This is a genomic window from Pseudomonas fluorescens (assembly GCF_018614775.1).
Classification (GTDB): Bacteria; Pseudomonadota; Gammaproteobacteria; order Pseudomonadales; family Pseudomonadaceae; genus Aquipseudomonas; species Aquipseudomonas fluorescens_BY.
In genome coordinates this window covers 29754-55376 of sequence record NZ_JAGGOF010000033.1, presented here as the reverse complement: position 1 = coordinate 55376, position 25623 = coordinate 29754, and the positions used below count along the sequence as shown (strand labels likewise).

Genomic DNA, 25623 nt, shown 5'->3' with positions numbered 1-25623 from the left:
AGCAGGCTCGCTCCCACAGCAGATCAGCGTTGGGCTGTTGATGATTCAACCCCGTGGATGATGTTTGGCATGCAAGTCCTGCAACCGCGCCCGGGCGACGTGGGTGTAGATCTGGGTGGTGGAGAGGTCGCTGTGGCCGAGCAGCATTTGCACCACCCGCAGGTCTGCGCCGTGGTTGAGCAGGTGGGTGGCGAAGGCATGGCGCAAGGTGTGGGGCGAGAGGGATTTGGCGATGCCCGCCACCTTGGCCTGGTGCTTGATGCGGTGCCAGAAGGTTTGGCGGGTCATCTGGTCGCCGTTGCGGCTCGTGAACAACACGTCGCTGGGGCGTCCGCTCAGCAGCTCGTGGCGGGCGTCGCGCATGTAGCGCTCGACCCAGACGATCGCCTCTTCGCCCATCGGCACCAGGCGTTCCTTGCTGCCCTTGCCCATCACCCGCAGCACGCCCTGGCGCAGGTTGACTTGTTCCAGGGTCAGGCTGATCAACTCGGTGACGCGCAGCCCACAGGCGTACAGGACTTCCAGCATGGCCCGGTCACGCTGGCCGATGGCTTCGCTGAGGTCCGGCGCCGCCAGCAACGCTTCCACATCGGCTTCCGAGAGGGATTTGGGTAGCGGACGGCCCAGTTGCGGCATTTCCACGCGCAGGGTCGGGTCCACCGCAATCAGCTTTTCCCGCAGCAAATAACGATAGAACCCACGCAAGCCGGAGAGAAAGCGTGCGGTTGAGCGCGGCTTGTAGTTCTGTTCCAGGCGCCACGCCAGATGATCGAGGATCAACTCCCGCCCGGCATTGGCCAGCTCCAGGTTCTTCTCCTGCAACCAGCCGTTGAACAGCGCCAAGTCACTGCGATAGGCGTCGCGGGTGTTATCGGACAGCCCCTTTTCCAACCACAAGGCGTCGAGAAACTGGTCTATTAGAGGATGATCGATGGCTGGCATAAAAACTCAAAAGGATGCAGGCACGCACTGTATCGAAATGGAAAGCGAAGGTACGCAGGGTGCTCAAAGACCAAATCGCAGGCAACAAAAAAGCAGCCCGAAGGCTGCTTTTTTTTGCATCGGAAGCTGGACTTAAGCCAGTTTTTCCTTGATGCGAGCTGCTTTACCGGACAGGTCACGCAGATAGTACAGCTTGGCTTTACGCACGTCACCGCGACGCTTCACAGCCATGCTGTCGATTTGCGGGCTGTAGGTCTGGAAAGTACGCTCTACGCCAACACCGTTGGAGATTTTACGAACGGTGAAAGCACTGTTCACGCCACGGTTACGCTTGGCGATAACGACGCCTTCGAACGCTTGCAGACGGGAACGGTCACCTTCCTTCACTTTCACCTGAACGACAATGGTGTCGCCCGGGGCAAAGGGAGGGATTTCTTTGGTCATCTGCTCTGCTTCGAGTGCAAGGATGATTTTGTTAGTCATGCTGTGCTCCTAAGGCAAGTCTCGGACTTACCATCGATACGTTGTTAACTATCGTCCCGCTCGCGGATGTATTCCTCGAGCAGCTTCTTCTCTTCTCCAGAAAGCGAGCGGCTTTCCAGAAGATCGGCGCGTCGTTCATAGGTCCGACCAAGGGACTGCTGTAAACGCCAACGCCGGATGTGCGCGTGGTTGCCACTTAGCAACACGTCGGGAACACGCTGATCCGCATACACCTCCGGTCGGGTGTAGTGCGGGCAATCCAGCAGACCATCCGTAAAGGAATCTTCCTCGGCGGAATCTGCATGCCCTAAAGCTCCAGGCAGCAGTCGTGTAACCGCATCGATCAGGACCATCGCCGGCAGCTCGCCGCCAGACAGTACATAGTCGCCAATCGACCACTCTTCATCGACATGAGCTTCAATGAAACGCTCGTCAATGCCTTCATAACGGCCGGCAATCAGGATCAATGCATCCGAATTCGCCAGCTCGCGTACCGCCGACTGAGTCAGCTGGCGGCCTTGGGGCGACAGGTAGATCACCTTCGCACCCTCCCCGGCTGCCGTCCTGGCCTGAACCAGCGCATCTTCCAGGGGCTTGATCTTCATCACCATGCCCGGACCACCGCCAAACGGGCGATCGTCCACAGTGTGATGTCGATCCGTGGTGTAGTCCCGCGGATTCCAACAGGTGAGCTGCAACAGCTCCTGTTTCACCGCGCGGCTGGTTATGCCGTATTCGCTGATGGCGGAAAACATCTCGGGAAACAATGTGATGACTTCAACGCGCAAATTAGCCACGTTCAGAAATCCGCATCCCATTCCACCTTCATCTCGCCTGCTGCAAGGTCGATGGCCAACACGCATTGCTCGGTATAGGGCAACAGGCGTTCGCGATCATCCAGGCTGCCGACGAAAGGCTTGACCACCATGACATCGTTCGAACCGGTCTCGAGCAGGCGATCGATTTGCCCGAGCATCTGCCCGAGTTGGTCGATGACCTTCAGACCCACCAGCTGGTACCAGTAGTACTCGCCGTCGGTCAGTTCAGGGAAGAGGTTGCGCGGCACGCAGATCTCATAACCGGCCAGAAGACGTGCTTCTTCACGATCATCGAGACCCTTGAGCTTTGCGACCAGGAACTTGTCGTTCCCGCGTCCGCTGACCAGCTCAACCTGTTTCTCGCTGCCTTCGCGCTTGAGCGTCCAGGTTTTGTAGTCCAACAGGTTTTTGATCGGATCAGTAAAGGAATACACCTTCACTTCGCCGCGAACGCCATGAACAGAATAGATCTTGCCGACAACGATCAAATCATCAGCAGCTTTTGGCGTCGCGTTCATATTGCTCAGGCCGCAGCCTTAGCCGATTCCTTCAGCAACTGAGCAACGCGCTCAGAAGGCTGTGCACCAACGCTCAGCCAGTAGGCTACGCGCTCTTGGTTCACGGACAGACGTACTTCCTGGCCACGGGCAACAGGGTTGAAGAAACCAACCTGTTCCTTGTGGGAACCGTCACGCGGGTTGCGGCTGTCGGTTACGGTCAGGTGGTAAAACGGGCGCTTTTTGGAGCCGCCAAGGGCAAGACGGATTGTTAGCATGTGAACATCGTTCCTGTAGTCGGTGCTGCAAATCTAAATGCACAGCGGGCATAGGTGCCCGAAAGGCCGCATATTCTAAGGAATATCCGGACTTTTGCAAATGTCTTTTTCCGACGCCTGTCGGCGTGCCATTCAGATCTGCCATGAAGCCGTCATTGAAACGGCCGGTCAGCGCCCGCGAATGGCGGGTTGGCTGGAGATCCCACGTCCCCGTGGGCAGCGCCGGCATGACTGCCGGCGCCTGGATTCTTACATCTTGGGCATACCACCGCCGGGCAACATACCGCCCATGCCGCGCATCATCTTGGCCATTCCGCCCTTGGTGGAGAACTTCTTCATCATCTTCTGCATCTGCTTGTGCTGCTTGATCAAGCGACCGATGTCCTGCACCTGGGTGCCGGAACCCATGGCGATGCGGCGCTTGCGCGAACCGCTGATCAGCTCGGGGTCGCGGCGCTCGGCCGGGGTCATGGAGTTGATGATGGCTTCCATCTGCTTGAACTGCTTTTCAGCCGCACCCTGGGCGTTGCCCATCTGCGCCAGGTTCACGCCACCGATGTTCGGCAGTTTGTCCATGAGGCCGCCAAGGCCGCCCATGTTCTTCATTTGTTGCAGTTGATCGCGGAAGTCCTCGAGGTCGAAGCCCTTGCCCTTCTTCAGCTTCTTGGCCAGTTTGTCGGCCTTTTCCTTGTCGAGGGTCTGTTCAGCCTGCTCGATCAGGCTGAGCACGTCGCCCATGCCGAGGATGCGTGAAGCGATACGCTCGGGGTGGAACGGTTCGAGCGCTTCGCTCTTCTCGCCCATACCGATGAACTTGATCGGCTTGCCGGTGATGGCCCGGACCGACAGCGCGGCACCACCACGGGCGTCGCCATCGACCTTGGTCAGGATCACGCCGGTCAGCGGCAGTGCGTCGCCGAACGCCTTGGCGGTGTTGGCCGCGTCCTGGCCGGTCATGGCGTCGACCACGAACAGGGTTTCCACCGGATTGATCGCAGCATGCAGCGCCTTGATCTCGCCCATCATCTCTTCGTCGATGTGCAGGCGACCGGCGGTGTCGACGATGACCACGTCGATGAACTTGAGTTTTGCTTCCTTTATAGCCGCCTGGGCGATGTCCACCGGCTTCTGGCTCAGATCGGACGGGAAGAACGTCACGCCGATGTCGCTGGCCAGGGTTTCCAGTTGCTTGATCGCCGCCGGGCGGTAGATGTCCGCGGACACCACCATCACCGACTTCTTCTTGCGCTCCTTGAGGAAGCGCGCCAGCTTGCCGGCAGTGGTGGTCTTGCCCGCGCCCTGCAGGCCGGCCATCAACACCACGGCGGGCGGGACGGCGCTCAGGTTCAGGTCTTCGTTGGCGGCGCCCATCAGGCTTTCGAGTTCGGCCTGGACAATCTTCACGAACGCCTGGCCCGGCGTCAGGCTGCGCGACACCTCGGTGCCGACGGCGCGTTCCTTGACCGAATTGACGAAGTCCTTGACCACCGGCAGGGCGACGTCGGCTTCGAGCAACGCCATGCGCACTTCGCGCAGGGTGTCTTTGATGTTGTCCTCGGTCAGTTTCGCCTTGCCGGTGACATGGCGCAGCGTCTGCGAGAGACGGTCGGTTAGGTTTTCAAACATGCGCGATCCTTTCAGGCCCAGATGAGACCGGGGTAATGGCGGCCCAGACCGTGAAAAATGTGCTCGGCGAGCCTGCGGCGTGGGCAGGTCGCGGATTATAGCGAAGAAGCGTGCGACGTACACCTGCTGGTCTTTCGTGCGGCGGGGGTTCTATGCCAAACTCAGCGACTTTCGGGCCTGCCTAACAGGATTTATGCTCCCCTTGTCACCCAGCTTGCTTGCCACACTCGCCGCCGCCTGCCTTTATGCCGCTGCGACCTTCTATCAAGGCTCCCGCCTGGCCACCGGCGCCAAGGCGAACAAGCGCCTGCTGGTCACGCTGGGCGTGCTGGCGGTGCTCGGCCACGCGGCCAGCCTTTATACCCACCTGATGACGCCGATTGGCCTGGGCCTGGATTTTTTCAACGCCGCCAGCCTGATCGCCGTGGCGGTGATTGCCCTGACGCTGATGGCCTGCTCGCGGATCCCGGTGGAGAACCTGCTGGTGCTGCTCTTCCCACTGGGGCTGGCGACGGTGCTGCTGGCGCAATTCGCGCCATCGGGTACGGTGCAGGTCATCGACGAAGAGCCGGGCATCCTGGCCCACATCCTGTTGTCGATCCTCGCCTACGGACTGTTCACCATCGCGGTTTTCCAGGCGTTGCTGCTGTTGGTGCAAGACCACCAGCTCAAAAACAAACACCCGTCCGGGCTGATCCGCAACTTTCCGCCGCTGCAAACCATGGAAAGCCTGCTGTTCGGCTTTCTCTGGGCCGGCTGGACGCTGCTGTCGCTGTCGCTGATTTCCGGCTGGCTGTTCGTCGAAAACCTGTTCGCCCAGCACCTGGTGCACAAGACCCTCCTGGCCTGCCTGGCGTGGGTGGTGTTCAGCGTGCTGCTGTGGGGCCGCAACCGTCTCGGCTGGCGCGGCCACAAAGCCATCCGCTGGACCCTCGCCGGTTTCTGCCTGCTGATGCTCGCGTACTTCGGCAGCAAGCTGGTCCGTGAATACATCCTGCATATCTGACGGACGGCCCTGATGGATACATTGCCCGTAGCGCCGTTGTTCGCCGTGCTGGTGGTGCTGATCCTCTGGTCAGCCCTGTTCACCGCTATCGAAGCCGCGCAGCAATACCTGCTCGCCCAGCGCAAGGCCTCGCGGTCCAGCGACAAACCGCTGGCGATGCTGAGCTTTCCACTGGCCAGCCTGATCCTGTGCGATACCCTGTGCCGTACCCTGGCTGTCGTGATCGGCACCTTGCTGGGGATTTTTGCCTGGCTTGAAAACGGTCCTTGGGCGGCCTGGCTCGGCACCAGCGCGGTGCTGCTGGTATTCGCCGATTACCTGCCGCGCACCCTGGCCAGCCGTCACCCCGAGGCGGTGCTGGGGCTGGGCAACGCCTTGCTGGGCGTGCCATTGAAGCTGCTTTACCCGTTTGCCTGGCTGTTGAACGGCATCAGTCAATTGCTGCTGCGGCCCTTTGCCCGCAAGGCCAGCGTGGTGCAGCAGAGCGACGACGAGATGCCCGCACCACCGCGCAGCGAGCACGAGCCTGAGCACACCGGCGGCCGGTTGCAGCCGATTTCAGGCATCCATGCCCTGGACAACATCACCGTCAACGACATCCTCGTGCCCCGCAGCGAGGTCGACGGGATCAACCTCGACGACCCGATTGGCGAGATCATTGAACAACTGCGCATGAACCGACGTACCCGCCTGCCGGTGTTCCACAGCGACATCAACCAGGTCGAAGCGGTGCTCAACACCCGCCAGATCCGTCATCTGCTGGCGGACGCGAGCTTGACCAAGGAAGCGCTGCTGGTCGCCTCCCACGAACCCTACTTCGTGCCGGAAAGCACACCGCTGCAGCTGCAACTGCTGAATTTCCACAAGCAGCAACGGCGCCTGGGCATGGTGGTGGACGAATACGGCGAAGTGCTGGGCATCGTCACCCTGGAAGACATCCTCGAAGAAATCGTCGGCGAATTCGAAAGCCAGCACAGCCTCGACAACCCCCACGTCCATCCCCAGCCCGATGGCCGTCTGATGATCGATGGCGCGGCGTCGATCCGCGAATTGAACCGGACCCTGGGCTGGCACCTGCCTTGCGACGGCCCCAAGACCCTCAACGGGTTGGTGACCGAAGCGCTGGAAACCATTCCTGAAAGCCCGGTGTGCTTGAAGATCGGCCGTTATCGACTGGAAATCATCGAAACCGTGGACAACCGCGTCAGCCAGGTCCTGGCGTGGCATAACAGTTCGGTGCCGGTGATCGTCTGAACGCCGCAAGGTTCATCGCAAGCTCCACCCCTAGCTGTTCGACCATAATAATTCGCTCCGACGGAGCACATGAGTGTCAGGGATAACTGCATGACCACCACGACCTGCAACGACGCCGTGCCTGCCCGGCCGACCAACTCTGCCACCCGCGTGGCGACCGCGAGTTTCATCGGCACCGCCATCGAGTTCTACGATTTCTACGTCTACGCCACCGCCGCCGCGCTGGTGATCGGGCCGGTGTTCTTCCCGCAAACCTCCGGCACGGCGCAGATGCTGTCGTCATTCCTGACCTTCGGCATAGCCTTTCTCGCCCGGCCGCTGGGTTCGGCGCTGTTCGGCCACTTCGGTGACCGGATCGGGCGCAAATCCACGCTGGTGGCGTCGCTGTTGCTGATGGGCCTGTGCACCACCCTCATCGGCGTGCTGCCCGGCTACGCCAGCATTGGCGCCTGGGCCCCGATCCTGCTGTGTTTGCTGCGTTTCGGCCAGGGCCTGGGATTGGGCGGTGAATGGGGTGGCGCGGCGCTGCTCGCCACCGAGAACGCGCCGAAAGGCAAGCGCGCCTGGTTCGGCATGTTCCCGCAACTGGGGCCGTCGATCGGCTTCCTGGCGGCCAACGGGCTGTTCCTGACCCTGGCGATGACCCTGGACGACGAGCAATTCCGCTCCTGGGGCTGGCGGATTCCCTTCCTGCTCAGCGCCGTACTGGTAATCGTCGGCCTCTATGTGCGGCTCAAGCTCCATGAAACGCCGGTGTTCGCCAACGCCGTGGCCCGTCAGGAACGAGTGAAGGTGCCGTTGGTCGAGCTGTTCAGCCAGTATTGGGCACCGACCTTGCTGGGCGCAGCAGCGATGGTGGTGTGTTACGCACTGTTCTATATCTCGACGGTGTTTTCCCTGAGTTACGGCGTTTCCACCCTCGGCTACAGCCGCGAGACCTTCCTCGGCCTGCTGTGCTTTGCCGTGCTGTTCATGGCCGCCGCCACGCCACTCTCGGCCTGGGCCAGTGATCGCTACGGGCGCAAACCGGTGCTGATCACCGGCGGCGTGCTGGCGATTGCCTCGGGCTTCCTCATGGAACCTTTGCTGACCCAAGGCTCGACCGGTGGCGTGGCGCTGTTCCTGTGCATCGAACTGTTCCTGATGGGCGTCACCTTCGCCCCCATGGGCGCCTTGCTACCGGAACTGTTTCCTACTCATGTGCGCTACACCGGCGCCTCGGCTGCCTATAACCTGGGCGGCATCGTTGGCGCCTCGGCCGCGCCGTTCTTTGCCCAGAAACTGGTGGCGATGGGCGGCTTGAGCTATGTCGGCGGTTATGTCTCTGCCGCCGCGCTACTCAGCGTGATTGCGGTGCTGTGCCTGAAGGAAACCCGCCATAACGATTTGAACCGGGTCGCCTGAGCCCCTTGTGATGAGGGGGCTTGCGCCCTGCTCCCTCGTCACTGGAACCCTGTCACGCCGCTGAACAGCGCCCCATGAAATAGCCGCTAACAATCGTCCCCCATTGAAACCGCCCCCCACCTGCCCCATCTAAGTCCCATACTCCCTTGCGCAGGTGCCCCATGAGCGACCAGGACTCTACTGAAGCCGCGAACGAATACGCAGACTCCGAACACATCGAACATACCGCCTCCGGCACCGGCCTGGCCCTGCCCGGCCAGAACCTGCCGGACAAGGTCTACATCATCCCCATTCACAATCGTCCGTTCTTCCCGGCCCAGGTGTTGCCGGTCATCGTCAATGAAGAACCGTGGGCCGAGACCCTGGAGCTGGTGGCCAAGTCCGAACATCATTCCCTGGCGCTGTTCTTCATGGACACGCCCCAGGAAGACCCCCGGCATTTCGACACGTCGGCGCTGCCGCTGTACGGCACCCTGGTCAAGGTCCACCACGCCAGTCGCGAAGGCGGCAAGCTGCAGTTCGTCGCCCAGGGCCTGACCCGCGTGCGCATCCGTACCTGGCTCAAGCACCATCGCCCGCCCTACCTGGTGGAAGTCGAATACCCGCACCAGCCGAGCGAGCCCACCGACGAGGTCAAGGCCTACGGCATGGCGCTGATCAATGCCATCAAGGAGTTGCTGCCACTCAACCCGCTGTACAGCGAAGAGCTGAAGAACTACCTCAACCGCTTCAGCCCCAACGACCCGTCGCCCCTGACCGACTTCGCCGCCGCCCTCACCTCAGCCACCGGCAGCGAGCTGCAGGAAGTGCTCGACTGCGTGCCCATGCTCAAGCGCATGGAAAAAGTCCTGCCGATGTTGCGCAAGGAAGTCGAGGTGGCGCGGCTGCAGAAAGAAATATCCGCCGAGGTCAACAACAAGATCGGCGAACATCAGCGCCAGTTCTTCCTCAAGGAACAGCTCAAGGTCATCCAGCAGGAACTGGGGCTGACCAAGGACGACCGCAGCGCCGACCTCGAACAGTTCGAGCAGCGCCTGGAAGGCAAAGTGCTGCCGGCCCAGGCGCAGAAGCGCATCGAAGAGGAAATGAACAAGCTGTCCATCCTGGAGACCGGCTCGCCCGAATACGCCGTCACCCGTAATTACCTGGACTGGGCGACCTCGGTGCCGTGGGGCGTCTACGGCCAGGACAAGCTTGACCTGAAACATGCGCGCAAGGTGCTTGACCAGCACCACGCCGGCCTCGATGACATCAAGGACCGCATCCTCGAGTTCCTCGCCGTCGGCGCCTACAAAGGCGAGATCAGCGGCTCCATCGTGCTGCTGGTGGGTCCGCCGGGCGTGGGCAAGACCAGCGTCGGCAAGTCCATTGCCGAATCGTTGGGGCGGCCGTTCTACCGCTTCAGCGTTGGTGGCATGCGCGACGAAGCCGAGATCAAGGGTCATCGACGCACTTACATCGGAGCCCAGCCGGGCAAGCTGGTGCAGGCGCTGAAAGATGTCGAAGTGATGAACCCGGTGATCATGCTCGACGAAATCGACAAGATGGGCCAGAGCTACCAGGGCGACCCGGCCTCGGCACTGCTCGAAACCCTCGACCCGGAACAGAACGTCGAGTTTCTCGATCACTACCTGGACATGCGCCTGGACCTGTCCAAGGTGCTGTTCGTCTGCACCGCCAATACCCTGGACTCGATCCCCGGCCCACTGCTGGACCGGATGGAAGTGATTCGCCTGTCGGGCTACATCACCGAAGAAAAAGTCGCCATCGCCAAGCGGCACCTCTGGCCCAAGCAACTGGCCAAGGCCGGTGTGTCCAAGGGCAGCCTGAGCATCAACGACAGCGCCCTCAAGGCCCTGATCGACGGGTATGCCCGTGAAGCCGGGGTGCGCCAGTTGGAGAAACAACTGGGCAAGCTGGTGCGCAAGGCGGTGATGAAGCTGATCGATGAACCGAAGGCCGTGATCAAGCTCGGGCCGAAGGACCTTGAGGCCTCCCTGGGCAAACCGGTATTCCGCAATGAGCAGGTGTTGTCCGGCATCGGCGTGATTACCGGCCTGGCCTGGACCAGCATGGGCGGCGCGACCCTGCCGATCGAGGCGACGCGCATCCACACCCTCAATCGCGGCTTCAAGCTGACCGGCCAACTGGGAGACGTGATGAAGGAATCGGCGGAAATTGCCCACAGCTACGTCAGCTCGCACCTGAAGCAGTTCGGCGGTGATCCGAAGTTCTTCGACGAAGCCTTCGTTCACCTGCACGTCCCGGAAGGCGCCACGCCCAAGGACGGCCCGAGCGCCGGCGTCACCATGGCCAGCGCCTTGCTGTCCCTGGCCCGTAGCCAGGCGCCGAAAAAAGGTGTGGCCATGACCGGCGAACTGACCCTCACCGGGCATGTGCTGCCGATTGGCGGGGTGCGCGAGAAAGTGATCGCGGCGCGCCGGCAGAAAATCAATGAGCTGATCCTGCCGGAGGCCAACCGGGGCAACTTCGAGGAGCTGCCGGACTACCTCAAGGAAGGCATGACGGTGCACTTCGCCAAGCGGTTTGCGGATGTGGCGAAGGTGTTGTTCTAATGCTCTTGTAGCGCCAGTGCTATCGCCTTCGCGAGCAAGCCCGCTCCCACAGGGTTATTTGTTGAACACAATTAGGTGAACGACACAAAACCACTGTGGGAGCGAGCCTGCTCGCGATGGCGTCATCTGCAACAACCCATGCCCACCTGACACACCCGGTAGCATCTTCGGTTATGCTCGCCATTCGTCGTGAATGCCGGAGCCCCTATGTCCCCCACCCGCCTGCTCGTCCCTTTGAGCCTCGCGCTGCTGAGCGCCTGCGCCACGCAACCGAAACACAACGTGACCGTGGAAAAACTCAGCCAATGCCCGATACGGCTCGACAGCGGGCAGAATCTGATCCTGAGCCTGCCCAGCAACCCCACCACCGGGTATCGCTGGGCGATCCAGGATTCGGCGGGCGGCGTGCTGAAAAGCCTTGGTCCGGAGGTCTATCGCAACCCGGAAGACGCCGGCATCGTTGGCGCCGCCGGCGTATCGACCTGGCGCTTCCAGGCGTTTGCCGCTGGCACCGGGCGTTTGCGCCTGACTTATCAACAACCCTGGGCGCCTGAAGTGCCACCGGTGGAAACCTTCGACTGCGCCATTGCGGTGAACTGACCGTGGGTTGGCTGATCCTCGCGTTGATGGGTGCGGCCACCTACCTCTACGGCCTGGCTATGCACGCCACGCTGCTGTGCCTGCTGGTCAAGCCCATGCCGGTACTGGCCTTGCTCGGCTGGCTGCACGACGCACCGCCCGGTGAATACCGGCGCTGGATCAGCCTCGGGTTGATGTTCTCGCTGGTGGGCGACGTGGTGCTGGCCTGGCCGGGGGATCTGTTCGTGGTCGGCCTCGGCGCATTTCTGCTGGCGCACCTGGCCTATCTGAAAGCCTACCTCAGCGACAGCCGCCGCCCGGCAGTGCTGCCATTGACCCTGGCGTTGGGCATTGGCGCCGTGCTGTTGGGGATCCTCGTATCCGGCGGGCTCGGGCCGCTGCTGGTCCCGGTGATCGTCTATGGCCTGGTCATCAGCGCCATGCTCTGGCGAGCACTGGCGCGACTGGGTACCAAGGTGCCCAAGCGCTCGGCCTGGCTGGCCGCCGCCGGGGCATTGGCGTTTGTATTTTCCGACAGCCTGATTGGCATCAACCGCTTCGTTGCCCCTTTCCATGCCGCGCCCTATCTGATTATCGTCAGCTATTGGCTGGGCCAATGGGGGATTACCGCATCGGCCTTCACCCGCAAGCCCGACTGAACCAGAGAACACTGTGGGAGCCTGTGGGAGCTGAGCTTGCTCGGCTCCCACAAAGGCTCGCTCCCAGCGGTTTTTTGGTTAAAATGCCGGCCTTTTCACCACCCTTCCCGCTGGAACCGCCGTGAGCAAAGAACCCGACCGTCTATTCGCCCAACCGCTGGCCCAAGTGCCTGACTTCGCCTTCAACGAGGACGTGGTGCGGGTGTTTCCGGACATGATCAAGCGTTCGGTGCCGGGCTACCCGACCATTGTCGAAAACCTCGGTGTGCTTGCCGCGCAGTTCGCCCAACCCAATAGCGTGCTCTATGACCTGGGCTCGTCCCTGGGCGCGGTGACCCAGGCGCTGCGCCGTCATGTGCGCACCGACGGTTGCCGGGTCATTGCGGTGGATAACTCAGCGGCCATGGTCGAGCGTTGCCGGGAATACCTGAACGGCCAGGACTCGATGTTCCAGGAGCTGCTGCCGGTCGAGGTGATCGAAGGTGACATCCTCGCCCTGGCCTTTCAGCCGACCTCGGTGGTGGCACTGAACTTCACCCTGCAATTCATCGCCCCGGACCAGCGCACCGCGTTGTTGAGCCGCATCCGCCATTCGCTGTTGCCAGGCGGCGCCCTGATCCTGTCGGAGAAGCTGCGTTTCAACGATGCCCAGGAGCACGCGTTGCTCACCGATCTGCACGTGGCGTTCAAGCGCGCCAACGGCTACAGCGAGCTGGAAATTGCCCAGAAACGCAGCGCCATCGAAAACGTCATGAAGCCCGACAGTCTCGAAGAACACCGCGAGCGCCTGCTGGCAGCCGGGTTCTCGAAAGTCGTGCCGTGGTTCCAATGCCTTAACTTCGCCTCGTTGATTGCCCTGCCATGATTGATCTGTCCCCCCTCGCCCGCCATCTGACCGGCACCCCGTTGGCCGACTGGGCTGCAACGCTGCAAACGCAACTCGACAGCAAGATGGAAAAGGGCCACGGCGACCTGGAGCGCTGGCAGAGCGCCCTCGACGCCTTGCCCGTCCTGCAACCCAGCAAAATCGACCTGCTGAACGGCTTGACCCTCGACACCGACTGCAGCGACGCAACCCGGGCCCAGATGCGCACCGCGTTGATGGGCCTGTCGCCGTGGCGCAAAGGGCCGTTCGACCTGTTCGGTGTGCACGTGGACACCGAATGGCGCTCGGACTGGAAGTGGTCGCGGGTCGCGCCGCACCTTGACCTCAAGGGCAAGCGCATCCTCGATGTGGGCTGCGGTAATGGTTACTACATGTGGCGAATGCTCGGGGCCGGGGCCGACACGGTGATCGGCGTCGACCCCAACTGGCTGTTCTTCTGCCAGTTCCAGGCGGTGCAGCGTTATCTTTCCCAGCCCAAGGCCTGGCACCTGCCGTTCCCGTTCGAAGACCTGCCGCCGGACCTGGAAGGCTTCGACACGGTGTTTTCCATGGGTGTGTTCTACCACCGACGCTCGCCGATCGAGCATTTGCTGGCGCTGAAGGACTGCTTGGTGAAAGGCGGCGAACTGGTGCTGGAAACCCTGGTGATCGAGGGCGACGAACATCAGGTGCTGGTGCCCGAGGACCGCTACGCACAGATGCGCAACGTCTGGTTCCTGCCTTCGGTACCGGCCCTGGAACGCTGGCTGCGCCGCGCCGGGTTCAGTGAGGTGCGCTGCGTGGACGTGAGCCTGACCACAGTCGAGGAACAGCGCAGCACCGAGTGGATGAAATACCAGTCGCTGAGCGATTTCCTCGATCCGACCGACCACGGCAAAACCGTCGAAGGGCTGCCGGCGCCGATGCGGGCGGTGATTGTGGCGCGTAAATAACCCAGCCACCACACACGCCACAGTGGGAGCGGGCTTGCTCGCGAATACGGGCTCACATTCAACGCTGATGTTGGCTGATCTACCGCTTTCGCGAGCAAGCCCGCTCCCACAAAGGCCCGGTGGTTAGTCTGAAGGCTTGGCCCTTCTCGCCCTGAAAAACTCACTCAACACCGCGCTGCATTCCTCTGCCAACACCCCCCCCTCGAAAATCACTCGATGGTTCAGAAACGCCTGGCTGAAAAACTGCCCCTGACTCTGCACGATGCCGGCCTTGGGTTCCAACGCGCCGTAGACGACCCGAGCGATGCGCGAGTGGACGATGAGGCCGGCGCACATGCTGCATGGCTCCAGCGTGACGTAGAGGGTGCTGCCCGGCAGGCGATAATTGCTCACGGCCTGGGCAGCGGCGCGGATGGCGACCATTTCCGCGTGGGCGCTGGGGTCGTGGCCGCTGATCGGGCAGTTGAAGCCGCGTCCGATCACCTCGCCGTCCTGCACCAGCACCGCGCCCACCGGCACTTCGCCCAGGGCCGCGCCTTGGGCGGCGAGCGCCAGGGCTTCGCGCATGAAGTCCTGGTCACGGCTGCGATCAATGATCCGTGCGGGACGAATCTGGCGCATCACGCCACCTCGATGGCGGCCATCAGGCCGGTTTCCATGTGGTCGATCACATGGCAATGGAACATCCACACGCCCGGGTTATCCGCCACCAGCGCCACCTGCGCCCGCTCGTTCTTGCCCAGCAGGTAGGTGTCGGTGAAGTACGGGATGACCTTGTGGCGGTTGGACGCGATCACTTTGAAACTCATCCCGTGCAAATGAACCGGATGCTGATACTGAGTCATGTTCTTCAATTCGAAAATGTAGCTCTGGCCTTTTTTCAGTGTGGCAATCGGCCGGTCGGCGCAGGTCTTGTCGGTGATGTCCCAAGCCTTGCCGTTGATCTGCCACAGGCTCGGCGGCTTGCCATTGTCGACGTCGACCGACACCGAACCGACCCATTCGAAATTGAAGTTGAGTTTCTCGGCATTGGCCAGGTCCGGCTCGGACACCGGGTTGGCCGGCAACGCGGGCGGCCACTGGGCCGGCGCATCACTGTTGGGCACCGAGCGCAGTGTCCCCAGGCGCACCGGGCCGTTGCGCAACGAAAGCTCCTCCCCGGCCGGCGGCGCCTTGATCGCCAGGCAAATGCGCATGCCCGGGCCCAACCAGTATTCCTTGCCGAGGGGACGCGGTTCGACGGGGTTACCGTCCAGCGCATAGATCTGCGCTTCGACGCCCGGGATATTGATCCGGTAGGTCAGGGTGTTGTCCAGGTTGAGCAAGCGCACCCGGGTGATCTGCCCGGCCGGCAGGTCAATCACCGCTTCCGGCACGCCATTGATGGTCGACAACCGCCCCGCCGTCCCACCACGGGCAGCCTCACGCGGCACACTGAAGGCAACGAACTCGCCTTGCTCGTCCACGTGCCAGCTCTTCAGGCTCAGGGTCTGTTCATACTTGAAGCCGGTGGGCTCGCGCTCCTCGATGATCAGCGGCCCCACCAACCCACGCCCGAGTTCTTCGCTGCTGTTGACGTGTGGGTGATACCAATAGCTGCCGGCGTCTGGCACGCGGAATTTGTAATCGAAGTACTCTCCCGGCAGCACCGGCAGTTGCGAGACATAAGGCACGCCGTCCATTTCCAACGGCAGGCGGATGCCGTGCCAATGGATGGTAGTGGCGACCGGCAAGTGGTTGATGAAGCGTACCCGCAACCACTCGCCCTGGCGCACCCGCAGCTCGGTACCCGGCGCCGACGGGCCGAATGCCCAGGCCTGGGTCTTGTGCCCGGCCACCAGCTCGACGTCCAACGGCGCCGCAATCAACTCATAGTCGTGCCCAGCCTCGGCGTCCGCCCGCTTGCCCAACCAATACCGCGACGCGCCTCCTGCGCCAACGCCCACAACAACAAGACCGGCCAGGCCACCGAGTATTTGGCGACGGGTAAAGGACATGAAGGCAACCACCTATTGAATCTGCGGCGAACCGGTAGGCCCGCAAAAGGCGAATACGATACACCTGCAATTGAGAAAGATTAAGTGAAGGATTGTCGCGCGGTCTCGATGTGGCGAGGGCGCATGGCGAGACGCGTTGCCGTCGGGAGGCCAGAACACGCCGGTCACCAAAATGAAAAAGCCCTGGAGAGATTATCCACAGGGCTTTTCAGGTACACCGCAAATGCAGGATCAACCCGCCAGCAAACGCGCCTTCTCGCCACGGGGTGTGAAGAGCGCCAGCGCCGCCGCAACAACGAACAGCGCAGGTACGTCACCGAGTAGATGGCCGTAGTGGCTCATTCCGTCCATCCCGACCCCAAAGGACTGCACAGCCATGATTGCGCCATGCACGACGCTCGACCACACCGTGAACCAGATCAAGCTCAGGTGCTTTATCGGATCACGCGAAGCCCTCAGCAGGAACACGCCGAGGGTTGCGTAGAGGCCTACGATCATCAGTGGGTAGTCGGAATGACCGCTGTGCCATGTCCAGCCGGACGGCCATAGCAACATCAGCGGGCCGATTGCGAACACGGAAATCAGGCCCACGATGATCAGAACCATGCGCAGGGCGGCGAGTTTTTGGGTGTCGTTCATGGCGGGCTCCTTTTGGCGACAGGACTGTCGCCGGAACTAGACGTCTGTGAGTATAGTCCGCACCTCCCACATTCGACTGCGAACGGCCGCATTACCCGAGAACGCGGCACACCCCGACAAACTCTCGGTTTTCCATGGCCCGACGATTACCCGTCAACCTCACTCGTTTGAAAAAGCGCGCCGAGCCGTCTGACGGCGGCCTCGGAGGCCATTGGATCGGGCGTGGTATCAGGATTGCCAAAATCACCCTTGGCGTGGGCCTGCACCAAAATGCCATCCCCGCGCGGAGCAACGAACAGATTTTCGCTACGATATGAAATGCCATAGGTGACTTCAGGCTGGGGAATCAGCCGCGCGGTCTGTCCACGCACCGCAATAATGGACTCATCGCCCAACAAGGCGCGCGCGCCATAACCTGTGGCATTGACGATGACGTCCTCGGAAAGTCCGGAAAACTCCTCTGGATCGTAGAACTGGTGGAGCTCCATTTTGCCGCCGCCACGTAAGTAGTCGTCCAGCAGGAGCCGCGAATAGGCATTGATATTGAGGCCCATCTGCCGATAGAAACGAGCATCCTGTGCAAATGGATGCTCTTGGGGCCGTAACGCAACAGGCACTGGCAACAAGTCGCGGATCAGGGGTCTCAGGTCGGCATACTCCGGCTCGCCGTCCTTGTCGTCATCTGACGGGGCTGGAACCTTAGTATTCGCCAGCGAGTAGCCGTCATGCCACTTGATCGGATCGCCCGCCAAGCCCACCAGTGTCTGGAAATGACTGAAAGACGTACGCGCCATCATCTCCCAGCTCCGCTTGAATTGCGGTGTCGCCTGCTCGATGGCACATATCCGCGAATCCGGGGTCCATACGCCGCTGGCCTGGAAAGAGTGGGTCTGCGGCATGAGATCCTTGGTATAGATGCGAACGCTGAAGCCGGAGCGCTGTGCGAGCACTGCGGTGGTCAGCCCGATTGCACCACACCCGATGACGGCCAATGTGCGCCGACCGGTCGCCTTCGCCTGCGCAACGGCCAATGCCGCAGCACCCCACGAAAGCGACCAGCCACTACCGCCGTGCCCGTACTTGTGAATGAGGGTCTTGCTGCCCAAACGCTCCGATTCGATGCGCGGCCCTTGGGCGCGAAATGGCCGTATGCCAACACCGACAGCAATGATGCGATCCGGGCTGGCTCGGATCGGCGCAATCGGCGCAAGGGAAGGAAAATGATTGGCGCCGTAACGAGCCTGAGTGCGTTCGGTTGTGATAAACCGCCCGCCCCCACACGCTGAAAGGACATTGGCGACCAGGATCAAGCCGCTGGCCTGCAGAAACTTTCGCCGCTCCATAGCTGCTTCCGTCGAGGTTGAAATTTACGTTACCCACGCTGATGCAGTCCTGCAGCCAGCAGGTTCGTGCACGCTAATTCTTTCAACGTAACAGGGGATCGCCGCGCGTAACAACGCAGCAAACGTATCGGCATGCTTCTTGGAGCGACTTTTCGGACACATGCTCGTCCAGCAACTCACCGAACAGACGCAGGACGTCCAGGTCGGTCCCCCCTGATCTTGTCAGCTAATGGTTAAAGTCGGATAAAAACGATTATTTACCAACGAACTCGAGTTCGTCAGAGCTCGGGAAGCGAAGGGCCTGTACAAGCTCCCTTCCTTCCCGACTACTGAACCGACGTTGCGTCGATTCCAGGACAACGGGAGTTAGTATCTCCCTGGGACGTTCGTCATTCCCACTCAATCGTCGCCGGCGGCTTGCTCGACACGTCATACGTGACGCGGGAGATGCCTTCGATCTCGTTGATGATGCGGCCCGACACGGTTTCCAGCAGCTCGTATGGCAGGTGCGCCCAGCGAGCGGTCATGAAGTCGATGGTCTCCACGGCGCGCAGGGCCACGACCCAGGCGTAGCGACGGCCATCGCCGACCACGCCGACCGATTTCACCGGTTGGAACACCACGAACGCCTGGCTGACCTTGTGGTACCAGTCGGCCTTGCGCAGTTCTTCGATGAAAATGTGGTCGGCGCGACGCAACAGGTCGGCGTATTCCTTCTTCACTTCACCGAGGATTCGCACACCCAGGCCCGGGCCCGGGAATGGGTGGCGGTAGACCATGTCGTAAGGCAGGCCCAGTTCCAGGCCGAGGCGACGGACCTCGTCCTTGAACAGCTCGCGCAGCGGCTCGACCAGCTTGAGGTTCATTTCTTCCGGCAGGCCACCGACGTTGTGGTGGGACTTGATCACGTGGGCCTTGCCGCTCTTGGCGCCGGCCGACTCGATCACGTCGGGGTAGATGGTGCCCTGGGCCAGGTACTTGATGTTGTCCAGCTTGCAGGATTCGGCATCGAACACGTCGATGAAGGTACGCCCGATGATCTTGCGCTTCTTCTCCGGGTCGGACTCGCCGGCCAGGTTGTTCAGGAACTGCTCTTCGGCGTTGGCGCGGATCACCTTGACGCCCATGTTCTCGGCGAACATGGCCATCACTTGCTCGCCTTCGTGCAGGCGCAGCAGGCCGTTGTCGACGAAGACGCAGGTCAGCTGGTCGCCAATGGCCTTGTGCAGCAGCGCCGCGACCACCGACGAGTCCACACCGCCGGACAAGCCCAGCAGCACGTTGTCGGTGCCGACCTGGGCGCGCACCTGGGCGATGGCGTCTTCAGCGATCTTCGACGGGGTCCACAGGGCTTCGCACTCGCAGATGTCGAGGATGAAGCGCGACAGGATGCGACCGCCCTGCTTGGTGTGGGTCACTTCCGGGTGGAACTGCACGCCGTAGTAACGACGCTCATCGCTGAACATGCCGGCAATCGGGCAGCTCGGCGTACTGGCCAGGATGTGGAAGTCTTCCGGCATTTTGGTGACCTTGTCACCGTGGCTCATCCAGACGTCCAGGCCGAACAGGCCGTCGGGGTCGATATGGTCTTCGATGCCGTCCAGCAGGCGGCTTTTGCCCACCACGTCGACACGGGCGTAGCCGAACTCACGCAGGTCGGAACCTTCCACCTTGCCGCCCAACTGCTCGGCCATGGTCTGCATGCCGTAGCAGATGCCGAAGACCGGCACGCCCAGGTCGAACACCGCTTGCGGGCAGCGCGGGCTGTTGGCTTCGTGCACGGATTCGGGACCGCCGGCGAGGATGACGCCTTTTGGAGCGAACTCGCGAATCGCTTCGTCATCCATGTCGAACGGGTGCAATTCGCAGTACACGCCGATTTCACGCACGCGGCGGGCGATCAGTTGGGTGTACTGGGAACCGAAGTCGAGGATCAGGATGCGGTGAGCGTGAATGTCGAGGGCCATGACTCATTCTCATGTAGTGAATCAGAAACAACTCGGGGCTGAATGAACAGCCCCGGTGATTAACGTTTTGCTGGGAGCCTTAACCTACGCGGTAGTTCGGCGCTTCCTTGGTGATCTGCACGTCGTGGACATGGGACTCGGCCATGCCGGCGCCGGTGATGCGGACGAACTCCGGCTTGGTGCGCATCTCATCGATGTTCGCGCTGCCGGTGTAGCCCATGGAAGAACGCAGGCCGCCCATCAGTTGATGGATGATGGCGCTCAGGGTGCCCTTGTACGGCACGCGACCTTCGATGCCTTCCGGCACCAGCTTCTCGGCACCCGCGGAGGAGTCCTGGAAGTAACGGTCGGAAGAACCCTGGGCCTGGGACATGGCGCCCAGCGAACCCATGCCGCGATAGGCCTTGTAGCTACGGCCCTGGAACAGCTCGATCTCACCTGGCGCTTCTTCGGTACCGGCGAACATCGACCCCATCATCACGCAGGAAGCACCGGCGACGATGGCCTTGGACAGGTCACCGGAGAAACGGATGCCGCCGTCGGCGATCAACGGTACGCCAGTGCCTTCAAGGGCAGCGGCGACGTTGGCGATGGCGCTGATTTGCGGCACGCCGACACCGGCGACAATACGGGTGGTGCAGATCGAGCCAGGGCCGATACCGACCTTGACCGCGTCGGCGCCGGCTTCGGCCAGGGCCTTGGCGGCAGCGCCAGTGGCGATGTTGCCGCCAATGACCTGCACTTGCGGGAAGTTCTGCTTGACCCAGCGAACACGGTCGATCACGCCTTTGGAATGACCGTGGGCAGTGTCGACCACCACCACGTCGACGCCGGCATTGACCAGCGCGGCGACACGGTCACCGGTGTCCTTGCCGGTGCCGACCGCGGCGCCGACGCGCAGACGACCCTGGTCGTCCTTGCTGGCGAGCGGGTAAGCCTTGGCTTTCTCGATGTCGTTGACGGTCATCATGCCCTTGAGGGCGAATTTGTCGTCGACGATCAGCACGCGCTCGATGCGGTGCTTGTGCAGCAACTCACGGACTTCGTCCTTGCTGGTGCCTTCCTTGACCGTGACCAGGCGCTCTTTGGGCGTCATCACCTGGCGGACGGTGGCGTCCAGACGGTTCTCGAAACGCACGTCGCGGGAGGTGACGATGCCGATCAGGTCGCCATCGTGCAGCACCGGAACGCCGGAGATGTTGTGCATGCGGGTCAGTTCGAACAGATCGCGAACCGTGGCGTCAGCCTCGATGGTGATCGGGTCCTTGACCACGCCAGCCTCGAACCGCTTGACCTTGCGCACTTCGGCGGCCTGCTGTTCGATGGTCATGTTCTTGTGGATGATCCCGATACCACCTTCCTGGGCCATGGCAATGGCCAGACGGGCTTCGGTCACGGTGTCCATGGCGGCGGAAACCAGGGGAATATTCAGTTCGATGCCACGGGTGAGACGGGTCTTGAGACTGACTTCGTTAGGCAGCACCTCGGAATAACCAGGCACTAGGAGAATGTCGTCGAAGGTCAGAGCTTCTTGGCTGATACGCAGCATCGCGGGGGCTCCCGAGCGGGAAAATGGAAGCGCGCCATTATACTCATGCACCCCGTCTGGCTCAATGTAAAACTCTGTCTATTATTGCCCGGGCGATTGATGGGTCAAAATGCTGCCTGACGGCCAGCACGCCCCCTGTGGGAGCGAGCCTGCTCGCGATAGCGGTGGATCAGCTTGCATAGATGTCGAAGGTGCTGCCCTCATCGCGAGCAGGCTCGCTCCCACAAGGGCTACTCTGGCGCTACTACAACTCCACCTTCACCCAACTCACCGGCTGATCCAGCCAGTCGGCGAATTCATCGAGAAAGTCCTGCTTGAACCCAGCCTCCAGCCAGTTGTTGAAGATGAACCCCAGGTTCGAAAAACCACACGGCTGCAAGAACAGGAAACCGTTGATGTCATCTTCGTGCCCACACTCGGGGCAGGTGAAGTTGTCGGTGCGCTCGGGCATCCAGTCTTCGAGGCTTTCGAACAGCGCCTCGCCGATTTCCTTGCGACATTCGGCGCAGCCGGCTTCTTCGAGAAAGCCCCTGGCCGGCGTATAGATACAGCGCTTGGTGATGATCTCCAGGCCATTGATCGATTCGCCGAACGGCAAGGCGCCGGGGTGCAGCACCACATTGCGAGCACCGGGGGCGATGGCATGGGCCATGCGATTGCCGGTGCGGCCACAGGTGGTCAGTTGCTCCTCGACGATATTCTTGCGCACCAGCCAGCGCACGATCGCCCGGGCCCGGGGTTCGTGGACTGGCAAGGTGGAGATTTTCGGAACGATGATGCTTTGGGAGTTCATGGCAACGCCTGGGGGTTCTTTTTACAGGTGCAATTAAAGGCCGGCAGCTTAATCCCTGGTCAGGCCAGGTCAAGCACTCAGGTAGCGTCCGATCAAGGCAATGCCGCTGGCAAGCACCAGCCAGGTCACCAGACGCACGAACGCCTCGCGCGACATTTTCATGGTCAGGCGACGTCCCACCCATAGCCCCAACGCCATGGCCGGCAACAGACATAGCGCCAGTACCAACAAGGGTAGCTCGGCATACACGCCCGCGATGACAAACAGGCTCAAGCGCACCACGGTGCTGCAGCTGATCAGCGCGCTTTGAGTGGCGCGGGCCGGATCCTTGGGCAGGCGGCTGTTGAGGTAGATGGCATAGAGAAAGCCACCACTGCCAAACAGCGCACCGAACAGCCCGCCGACGATGCCCATCGGGACCGACCACAGCGCCGACAGTTGTCTTGGCCGGGTCTTGATCAACAAGCTGTAGATCGCGTAGCTGCTGATGAACAGGCCCATCAACAGCAATAACAGGTCGGATTTGAGGTTGAGCAGGAAAATCACTCCCAGGGTGCAGCCCAGTGCCATGCACGGCAGCAAGCGCAGCAGCTCGGGCCGGGACACGTCCCGACGCGACGGCAACAGATTGCCGAACGCCGCGACGAAATCCAGCAGCACCAGCAACGGCACGATCTTCGACAGCGGCATGAACAGCAACAAAATCGGCGCCGCCACCAGCGCGGTGCCGAACCCGGCGATGCCGAACACGATATACGCCAGGGCGATGGCCAGGCCGATCACCAGCCACTCCACGGGTGCAAACGCCCATTGGCCTAACCACGACAGAGGATCCATTGCGCAACTTCCTTGATGGCGGAGGGGCGACTTTAGCCAGAGGTGGATGGCTTATCCAGCATTAGTGCTACCTGCACCGGCGCTATCGCGAGCGGGCTCGCTCCCACAGGAGATCTTCATTTGGCACAGATACCGTATACAACATGAATCCCTGTGGGAGCGAGCCTGCTCGCGATGAAGGCGACTGGGTCTAATTCTCTGCGCTCATGGAGATTGAGCCACAAATGCCCTTATCATGCCGCTCATGATTAAAGATCCCTTTGCCCGACTGGGCCTGGACCGCGAAGTCCTCACTGTCAGCCAGCTCAACGGCCGTGCGCGGGTGTTGCTTGAGGATGTGTTCAGCAACATCTGGGTCGAGGGCGAAATCTCCAACCTCGCCCGCCCCGCCTCCGGCCATGTGTACTTCACCCTCAAGGACAGCGGCGCCCAGGTGCGCTGCGCGCTGTTCCGGCAGAACGCCGCGCGGGTGCGCCAGGCCTTGAAAGACGGGCTGGCGGTCAAGGTGCGCGGCAAGGTCTCGCTGTTCGAGGGCCGTGGTGACTACCAACTGATCCTCGACACCGTCGAGCCGGCCGGTGACGGTGCCCTGCGCCTGGCCTTCGATGCCCTGAAGGAAAAGCTCAGCGCCGAAGGCCTGTTCAGCGCCGAGCGCAAAGTGCCGCTGCCGGCCCATCCGCAACGCATCGGCATCATCAGCTCGCCCACCGGTGCGGTGATCCGCGACATCATCAGTGTCTTCCGCCGTCGTGCGCCGCAGATTTCCCTGACGCTGATCCCGACGGCGGTGCAGGGCCGCGAAGCCACCGCGCAGATCGTTCGCGCCCTGAAACTGGCGGACGCCCGGGGCTTCGATGCGCTGATCCTGGCCCGGGGCGGCGGTTCGCTGGAAGACTTGTGGTGCTTCAACGAGGAGGCCGTGGCCCGGGCGGTGGACGCCTGCGTGACGCCGATCGTCAGCGCTGTCGGCCATGAAACCGATGTCTCCATCAGCGATTTCGTCGCCGACGTGCGCGCCCCTACGCCCTCCGCCGCCGCCGAACTGCTGGCGCCGGATGCGGGCGAGCTGGTGCGCCGGGTCGAAAGCCTGCATCGCCGACTGGTGATGCGCATGCGCGACCGCCTGATGCGCGATCAACTGCGCCTCGAAGGCCTCACCCGGCGCTTGCGTCACCCTGGTGAACGCCTGCGCCAGCAAGCCCAGCGCCTCGACGACCTGGACATGCGCCTGCGTCGTGCATTCGAGCGCAGCCTCAATACCCGCCGCGAACGCTTGATCCGCCTGGAAACCCGCCTGGCCGGGCAACACCCGGGCCGGCACCTGGCCTTGTTGCGCCATCGCCTGGACGGCCTGGCCGAACGCCTGCCACGGGCCATGCGCGAAGGCTTGAAAGCGCGCCGGGTGCAATTGCACAACCAGATGCAGACGCTGCACATCGTCAGCCCGTTGGCGACTTTGGGCCGGGGTTACAGCATCCTGCTCAACGAACACGGCCATGCAATCCGCAGCGCCGACCAAACCCGGACCGGCCAGCGCCTGACCGCCCGCCTCGGCGAAGGCGAACTGCTGGTGCGGGTCGAAGACAATCACCTGACGCCGGTCACCCTTTCTCTATTGGACTGATTCATGCCGCGACTTCTAGCACCCCTGTTTTTGCTATGCCTGACCTTCAACGCCCACGCCGACAGCTACATCACCCGCCTGCTGAACAAACCGGTGCCCGGCGGCGTGGCCGTGGTGGACCTGGGCAGCGCGACCCAGGCGCCGAAAGCCAGCTATCAAGGCAAGCCAGTGCTGGTGGTCAAGGAACAGGACAACTGGCTGGCGATTGTCGGCATCCCGTTGACGGTGCAACCCGGTACCCAGCAGATCAGCAGTGGCGGCAGCACCCAGCCGTTCGTGGTTGGCTATAAAAAGTACCCCGAGCAGCACATCACCCTGACGAATAAACGCCAGGTCAACCCGAACCCGGCGGACCTCAAACGCATTGACGCCGAACTGGCCGTGCAACTGAAGGCCTATCGCAGCTTCAGCCCGAACATACCCAGTAACCTGCTGTTGGACAAACCGGTCAATGGACCGCTGTCGAGCAAGTTCGGCGTGCGCCGCTTTTTCAACGGCGAAGAACGCAACCCCCACGCCGGTCTCGATTTCGCCGTGCCCGCCGGCACACCGATCAAGACGCCGGCCGCCGGCAAGGTGATCCTCACCGGCAACTTCTTCTTCAACGGCAACACCGTGTTCGTCGACCATGGCCAGGGTTTCATCAGCATGTTCTGCCATATGTCGCAGATCGATGTGAAGGTCGGCCAGCAACTGGCCCGAGGCGCAGTGGTGGGCAAGGTCGGCTCCACCGGCCGGGCGACCGGGCCGCACATGCATTGGAACGTCAGCTTGAATGATGCGCGGGTGGACCCGGCGATTTTTATCGGGGAATTCCAACCCTGAGTTTTGTGGCGGGCCTACTGGCCTCATCGCCCTCTCAGCAGAAATTGCCGAGCTATAAACATCGGCACAATAAAACTACAAATTCCATGATAGCGCGCGATTAAAAATC

The 25623-nt window shown here is 61.8% G+C and carries 24 protein-coding genes; 10 read left to right on the top strand and 14 right to left on the bottom strand.

From position 1 onward, the window contains the following. Window positions 1-45: 45 nt before the first annotated feature. The 6 genes from xerD to ffh all read right to left on the bottom strand — a co-directional run bounded on the left by xerD (window position 46) and on the right by ffh (window position 4644). The gene (gene xerD / locus J7E36_RS09660; RefSeq protein ID WP_215002221.1) at window positions 46-942 is read right to left on the bottom strand and encodes a site-specific tyrosine recombinase XerD; all 897 of its coding nucleotides are present in this window, start codon (window positions 940-942) and stop codon (window positions 46-48) included. Between the two features lie 132 nt (window positions 943-1074). Further along, complete coding sequence (gene rplS / locus J7E36_RS09655) at window positions 1075-1425, bottom strand: 50S ribosomal protein L19 (protein WP_003440273.1); 351 nt, start codon at window positions 1423-1425, stop codon at window positions 1075-1077. A 44-nt stretch (window positions 1426-1469) separates the two neighbouring features. Further along, window positions 1470-2243: a tRNA (guanosine(37)-N1)-methyltransferase TrmD gene (gene trmD, locus J7E36_RS09650; RefSeq protein WP_170845966.1), complete on the bottom strand. Its 774-nt coding sequence runs from the start codon at window positions 2241-2243 to the stop codon at window positions 1470-1472. Next, the gene (gene rimM / locus J7E36_RS09645) at window positions 2225-2761 is read right to left on the bottom strand and encodes a ribosome maturation factor RimM (RefSeq protein WP_215002219.1); all 537 of its coding nucleotides are present in this window, start codon (window positions 2759-2761) and stop codon (window positions 2225-2227) included. Before rimM ends, trmD begins: the two co-directional genes overlap by 19 nt. Window positions 2762-2766: 5 nt before the next feature. Then, window positions 2767-3018, bottom strand: a complete 252-nt coding sequence (gene rpsP, locus J7E36_RS09640; protein ID WP_003198088.1) for a 30S ribosomal protein S16 — start codon at window positions 3016-3018, stop codon at window positions 2767-2769. 249 nt (window positions 3019-3267) lie between these two features. Then, complete coding sequence (gene ffh / locus J7E36_RS09635; protein ID WP_215002216.1) at window positions 3268-4644, bottom strand: signal recognition particle protein; 1377 nt, start codon at window positions 4642-4644, stop codon at window positions 3268-3270. Window positions 4645-4837: 193 nt separating this feature from the next. On the opposite strand from ffh, the gene J7E36_RS09630 reads away from it, so the two are divergent. From J7E36_RS09630 to cmoB, 8 genes are all read left to right on the top strand, one after another. Next, on the top strand, window positions 4838-5650 hold the full coding sequence (locus J7E36_RS09630) for a cytochrome C assembly family protein (RefSeq protein ID WP_215002214.1): 813 nt from the start codon (window positions 4838-4840) through the stop codon (window positions 5648-5650). 12 nt (window positions 5651-5662) lie between these two features. Continuing rightward, a complete protein-coding gene (locus tag J7E36_RS09625; RefSeq protein WP_215002212.1) occupies window positions 5663-6904 on the top strand; it encodes an HlyC/CorC family transporter in 1242 nt (413 codons plus the stop codon). 90 nt (window positions 6905-6994) lie between these two features. Beyond that, window positions 6995-8308 carry an MFS transporter gene (locus J7E36_RS09620; RefSeq protein WP_215002210.1) on the top strand — a complete coding sequence of 438 codons (1314 nt, stop codon included), beginning with the start codon at window positions 6995-6997 and terminating at the stop codon, window positions 8306-8308. Between the two features lie 161 nt (window positions 8309-8469). Then, entirely contained in the window at window positions 8470-10884 is a 2415-nt protein-coding gene (lon, locus tag J7E36_RS09615; protein ID WP_231286378.1) for an endopeptidase La, read from the top strand. A 207-nt stretch (window positions 10885-11091) separates the two neighbouring features. Further along, window positions 11092-11484, top strand: a complete 393-nt coding sequence (locus J7E36_RS09610; RefSeq protein ID WP_215002208.1) for a protease inhibitor I42 family protein — start codon at window positions 11092-11094, stop codon at window positions 11482-11484. Window positions 11485-11486: 2 nt separating this feature from the next. Then, window positions 11487-12122, top strand: a complete 636-nt coding sequence (locus J7E36_RS09605) for a lysoplasmalogenase (protein ID WP_215002206.1) — start codon at window positions 11487-11489, stop codon at window positions 12120-12122. 121 nt (window positions 12123-12243) lie between these two features. Beyond that, on the top strand, window positions 12244-12987 hold the full coding sequence (gene cmoA / locus J7E36_RS09600) for a carboxy-S-adenosyl-L-methionine synthase CmoA (RefSeq protein WP_215002204.1): 744 nt from the start codon (window positions 12244-12246) through the stop codon (window positions 12985-12987). Beyond that, window positions 12984-13940 (top strand): tRNA 5-methoxyuridine(34)/uridine 5-oxyacetic acid(34) synthase CmoB, encoded by a 957-nt coding sequence (cmoB, locus tag J7E36_RS09595; RefSeq protein WP_215002202.1) that lies wholly within the window; start codon window positions 12984-12986, stop codon window positions 13938-13940. The genes cmoA and cmoB overlap by 4 nt, the downstream gene beginning before the upstream one ends. A gap of 123 nt (window positions 13941-14063) precedes the next feature. Here the strand turns inward: cmoB and tadA are convergent, their stop codons facing one another. The 8 genes from tadA to J7E36_RS09555 all read right to left on the bottom strand — a co-directional run bounded on the left by tadA (window position 14064) and on the right by J7E36_RS09555 (window position 23065). Further along, window positions 14064-14561, bottom strand: a complete 498-nt coding sequence (tadA, locus tag J7E36_RS09590) for a tRNA adenosine(34) deaminase TadA (RefSeq protein WP_215002200.1) — start codon at window positions 14559-14561, stop codon at window positions 14064-14066. Beyond that, window positions 14561-15937, bottom strand: a complete 1377-nt coding sequence (locus J7E36_RS09585) for a multicopper oxidase family protein (RefSeq protein WP_215002198.1) — start codon at window positions 15935-15937, stop codon at window positions 14561-14563. The genes tadA and J7E36_RS09585 overlap by 1 nt, the downstream gene beginning before the upstream one ends. Before the next feature lie 231 nt (window positions 15938-16168). Continuing rightward, window positions 16169-16576 (bottom strand): DUF6632 domain-containing protein, encoded by a 408-nt coding sequence (locus tag J7E36_RS09580; protein WP_215002196.1) that lies wholly within the window; start codon window positions 16574-16576, stop codon window positions 16169-16171. Between the two features lie 146 nt (window positions 16577-16722). Next, window positions 16723-17919, bottom strand: coding sequence for an FAD-dependent oxidoreductase (locus tag J7E36_RS09575; protein ID WP_215002194.1), 1197 nt, complete (start codon window positions 17917-17919; stop codon window positions 16723-16725). A gap of 389 nt (window positions 17920-18308) precedes the next feature. Beyond that, window positions 18309-19886, bottom strand: a complete 1578-nt coding sequence (gene guaA / locus J7E36_RS09570) for a glutamine-hydrolyzing GMP synthase (RefSeq protein WP_215002192.1) — start codon at window positions 19884-19886, stop codon at window positions 18309-18311. A gap of 79 nt (window positions 19887-19965) precedes the next feature. After that, on the bottom strand, window positions 19966-21435 hold the full coding sequence (guaB, locus tag J7E36_RS09565) for an IMP dehydrogenase (protein ID WP_215002190.1): 1470 nt from the start codon (window positions 21433-21435) through the stop codon (window positions 19966-19968). A gap of 244 nt (window positions 21436-21679) precedes the next feature. Continuing rightward, window positions 21680-22228 carry a sugar ABC transporter ATPase gene (locus tag J7E36_RS09560; RefSeq protein ID WP_215002188.1) on the bottom strand — a complete coding sequence of 183 codons (549 nt, stop codon included), beginning with the start codon at window positions 22226-22228 and terminating at the stop codon, window positions 21680-21682. A gap of 69 nt (window positions 22229-22297) precedes the next feature. After that, window positions 22298-23065, bottom strand: coding sequence for a sulfite exporter TauE/SafE family protein (locus J7E36_RS09555; protein ID WP_215002186.1), 768 nt, complete (start codon window positions 23063-23065; stop codon window positions 22298-22300). A 244-nt stretch (window positions 23066-23309) separates the two neighbouring features. Here J7E36_RS09555 and xseA point away from each other — a divergent pair, with 244 nt between their 5' ends. Together xseA and J7E36_RS09545 are read left to right on the top strand one after the other, a co-directional pair. After that, window positions 23310-24689, top strand: coding sequence for an exodeoxyribonuclease VII large subunit (gene xseA, locus J7E36_RS09550; protein WP_215002225.1), 1380 nt, complete (start codon window positions 23310-23312; stop codon window positions 24687-24689). Between the two features lie 3 nt (window positions 24690-24692). Next, window positions 24693-25514 (top strand): peptidoglycan DD-metalloendopeptidase family protein, encoded by an 822-nt coding sequence (locus J7E36_RS09545; RefSeq protein ID WP_215002184.1) that lies wholly within the window; start codon window positions 24693-24695, stop codon window positions 25512-25514. Window positions 25515-25623: the final 109 nt, after the last annotated feature.

Bases quoted from the DNA above. Each gene is read 5' to 3' on its own strand.
- lon (WP_231286378.1), top strand. From the start codon at position 8,470: ATGAGCGACCAGGACTCTACTGAAGCCGCGAACGAATACGCAGACTCC.
- tadA (WP_215002200.1), bottom strand. From the start codon at position 14,561: ATGCGCCAGATTCGTCCCGCACGGATCATTGATCGCAGCCGTGACCAG.
- cmoB (WP_215002202.1), top strand. From the start codon at position 12,984: ATGATTGATCTGTCCCCCCTCGCCCGCCATCTGACCGGCACCCCGTTG.
- J7E36_RS09545 (WP_215002184.1), top strand. From the start codon at position 24,693: ATGCCGCGACTTCTAGCACCCCTGTTTTTGCTATGCCTGACCTTCAAC.
- rpsP (WP_003198088.1), bottom strand. From the start codon at position 3,018: ATGCTAACAATCCGTCTTGCCCTTGGCGGCTCCAAAAAGCGCCCGTTT.
- guaA (WP_215002192.1), bottom strand. From the start codon at position 19,886: ATGGCCCTCGACATTCACGCTCACCGCATCCTGATCCTCGACTTCGGT.
- J7E36_RS09620 (WP_215002210.1), top strand. From the start codon at position 6,995: ATGACCACCACGACCTGCAACGACGCCGTGCCTGCCCGGCCGACCAAC.
- J7E36_RS09585 (WP_215002198.1), bottom strand. From the start codon at position 15,937: ATGTCCTTTACCCGTCGCCAAATACTCGGTGGCCTGGCCGGTCTTGTT.
- rplS (WP_003440273.1), bottom strand. From the start codon at position 1,425: ATGACTAACAAAATCATCCTTGCACTCGAAGCAGAGCAGATGACCAAA.
- J7E36_RS09580 (WP_215002196.1), bottom strand. From the start codon at position 16,576: ATGAACGACACCCAAAAACTCGCCGCCCTGCGCATGGTTCTGATCATC.
- J7E36_RS09555 (WP_215002186.1), bottom strand. From the start codon at position 23,065: ATGGATCCTCTGTCGTGGTTAGGCCAATGGGCGTTTGCACCCGTGGAG.
- rimM (WP_215002219.1), bottom strand. From the start codon at position 2,761: ATGAACGCGACGCCAAAAGCTGCTGATGATTTGATCGTTGTCGGCAAG.
- J7E36_RS09575 (WP_215002194.1), bottom strand. From the start codon at position 17,919: ATGGAGCGGCGAAAGTTTCTGCAGGCCAGCGGCTTGATCCTGGTCGCC.
- J7E36_RS09560 (WP_215002188.1), bottom strand. From the start codon at position 22,228: ATGAACTCCCAAAGCATCATCGTTCCGAAAATCTCCACCTTGCCAGTC.
- xseA (WP_215002225.1), top strand. From the start codon at position 23,310: ATGATTAAAGATCCCTTTGCCCGACTGGGCCTGGACCGCGAAGTCCTC.
- J7E36_RS09630 (WP_215002214.1), top strand. From the start codon at position 4,838: ATGCTCCCCTTGTCACCCAGCTTGCTTGCCACACTCGCCGCCGCCTGC.
- trmD (WP_170845966.1), bottom strand. From the start codon at position 2,243: ATGGGATGCGGATTTCTGAACGTGGCTAATTTGCGCGTTGAAGTCATC.
- J7E36_RS09610 (WP_215002208.1), top strand. From the start codon at position 11,092: ATGTCCCCCACCCGCCTGCTCGTCCCTTTGAGCCTCGCGCTGCTGAGC.
- ffh (WP_215002216.1), bottom strand. From the start codon at position 4,644: ATGTTTGAAAACCTAACCGACCGTCTCTCGCAGACGCTGCGCCATGTC.
- guaB (WP_215002190.1), bottom strand. From the start codon at position 21,435: ATGCTGCGTATCAGCCAAGAAGCTCTGACCTTCGACGACATTCTCCTA.
- J7E36_RS09625 (WP_215002212.1), top strand. From the start codon at position 5,663: ATGGATACATTGCCCGTAGCGCCGTTGTTCGCCGTGCTGGTGGTGCTG.
- xerD (WP_215002221.1), bottom strand. From the start codon at position 942: ATGCCAGCCATCGATCATCCTCTAATAGACCAGTTTCTCGACGCCTTG.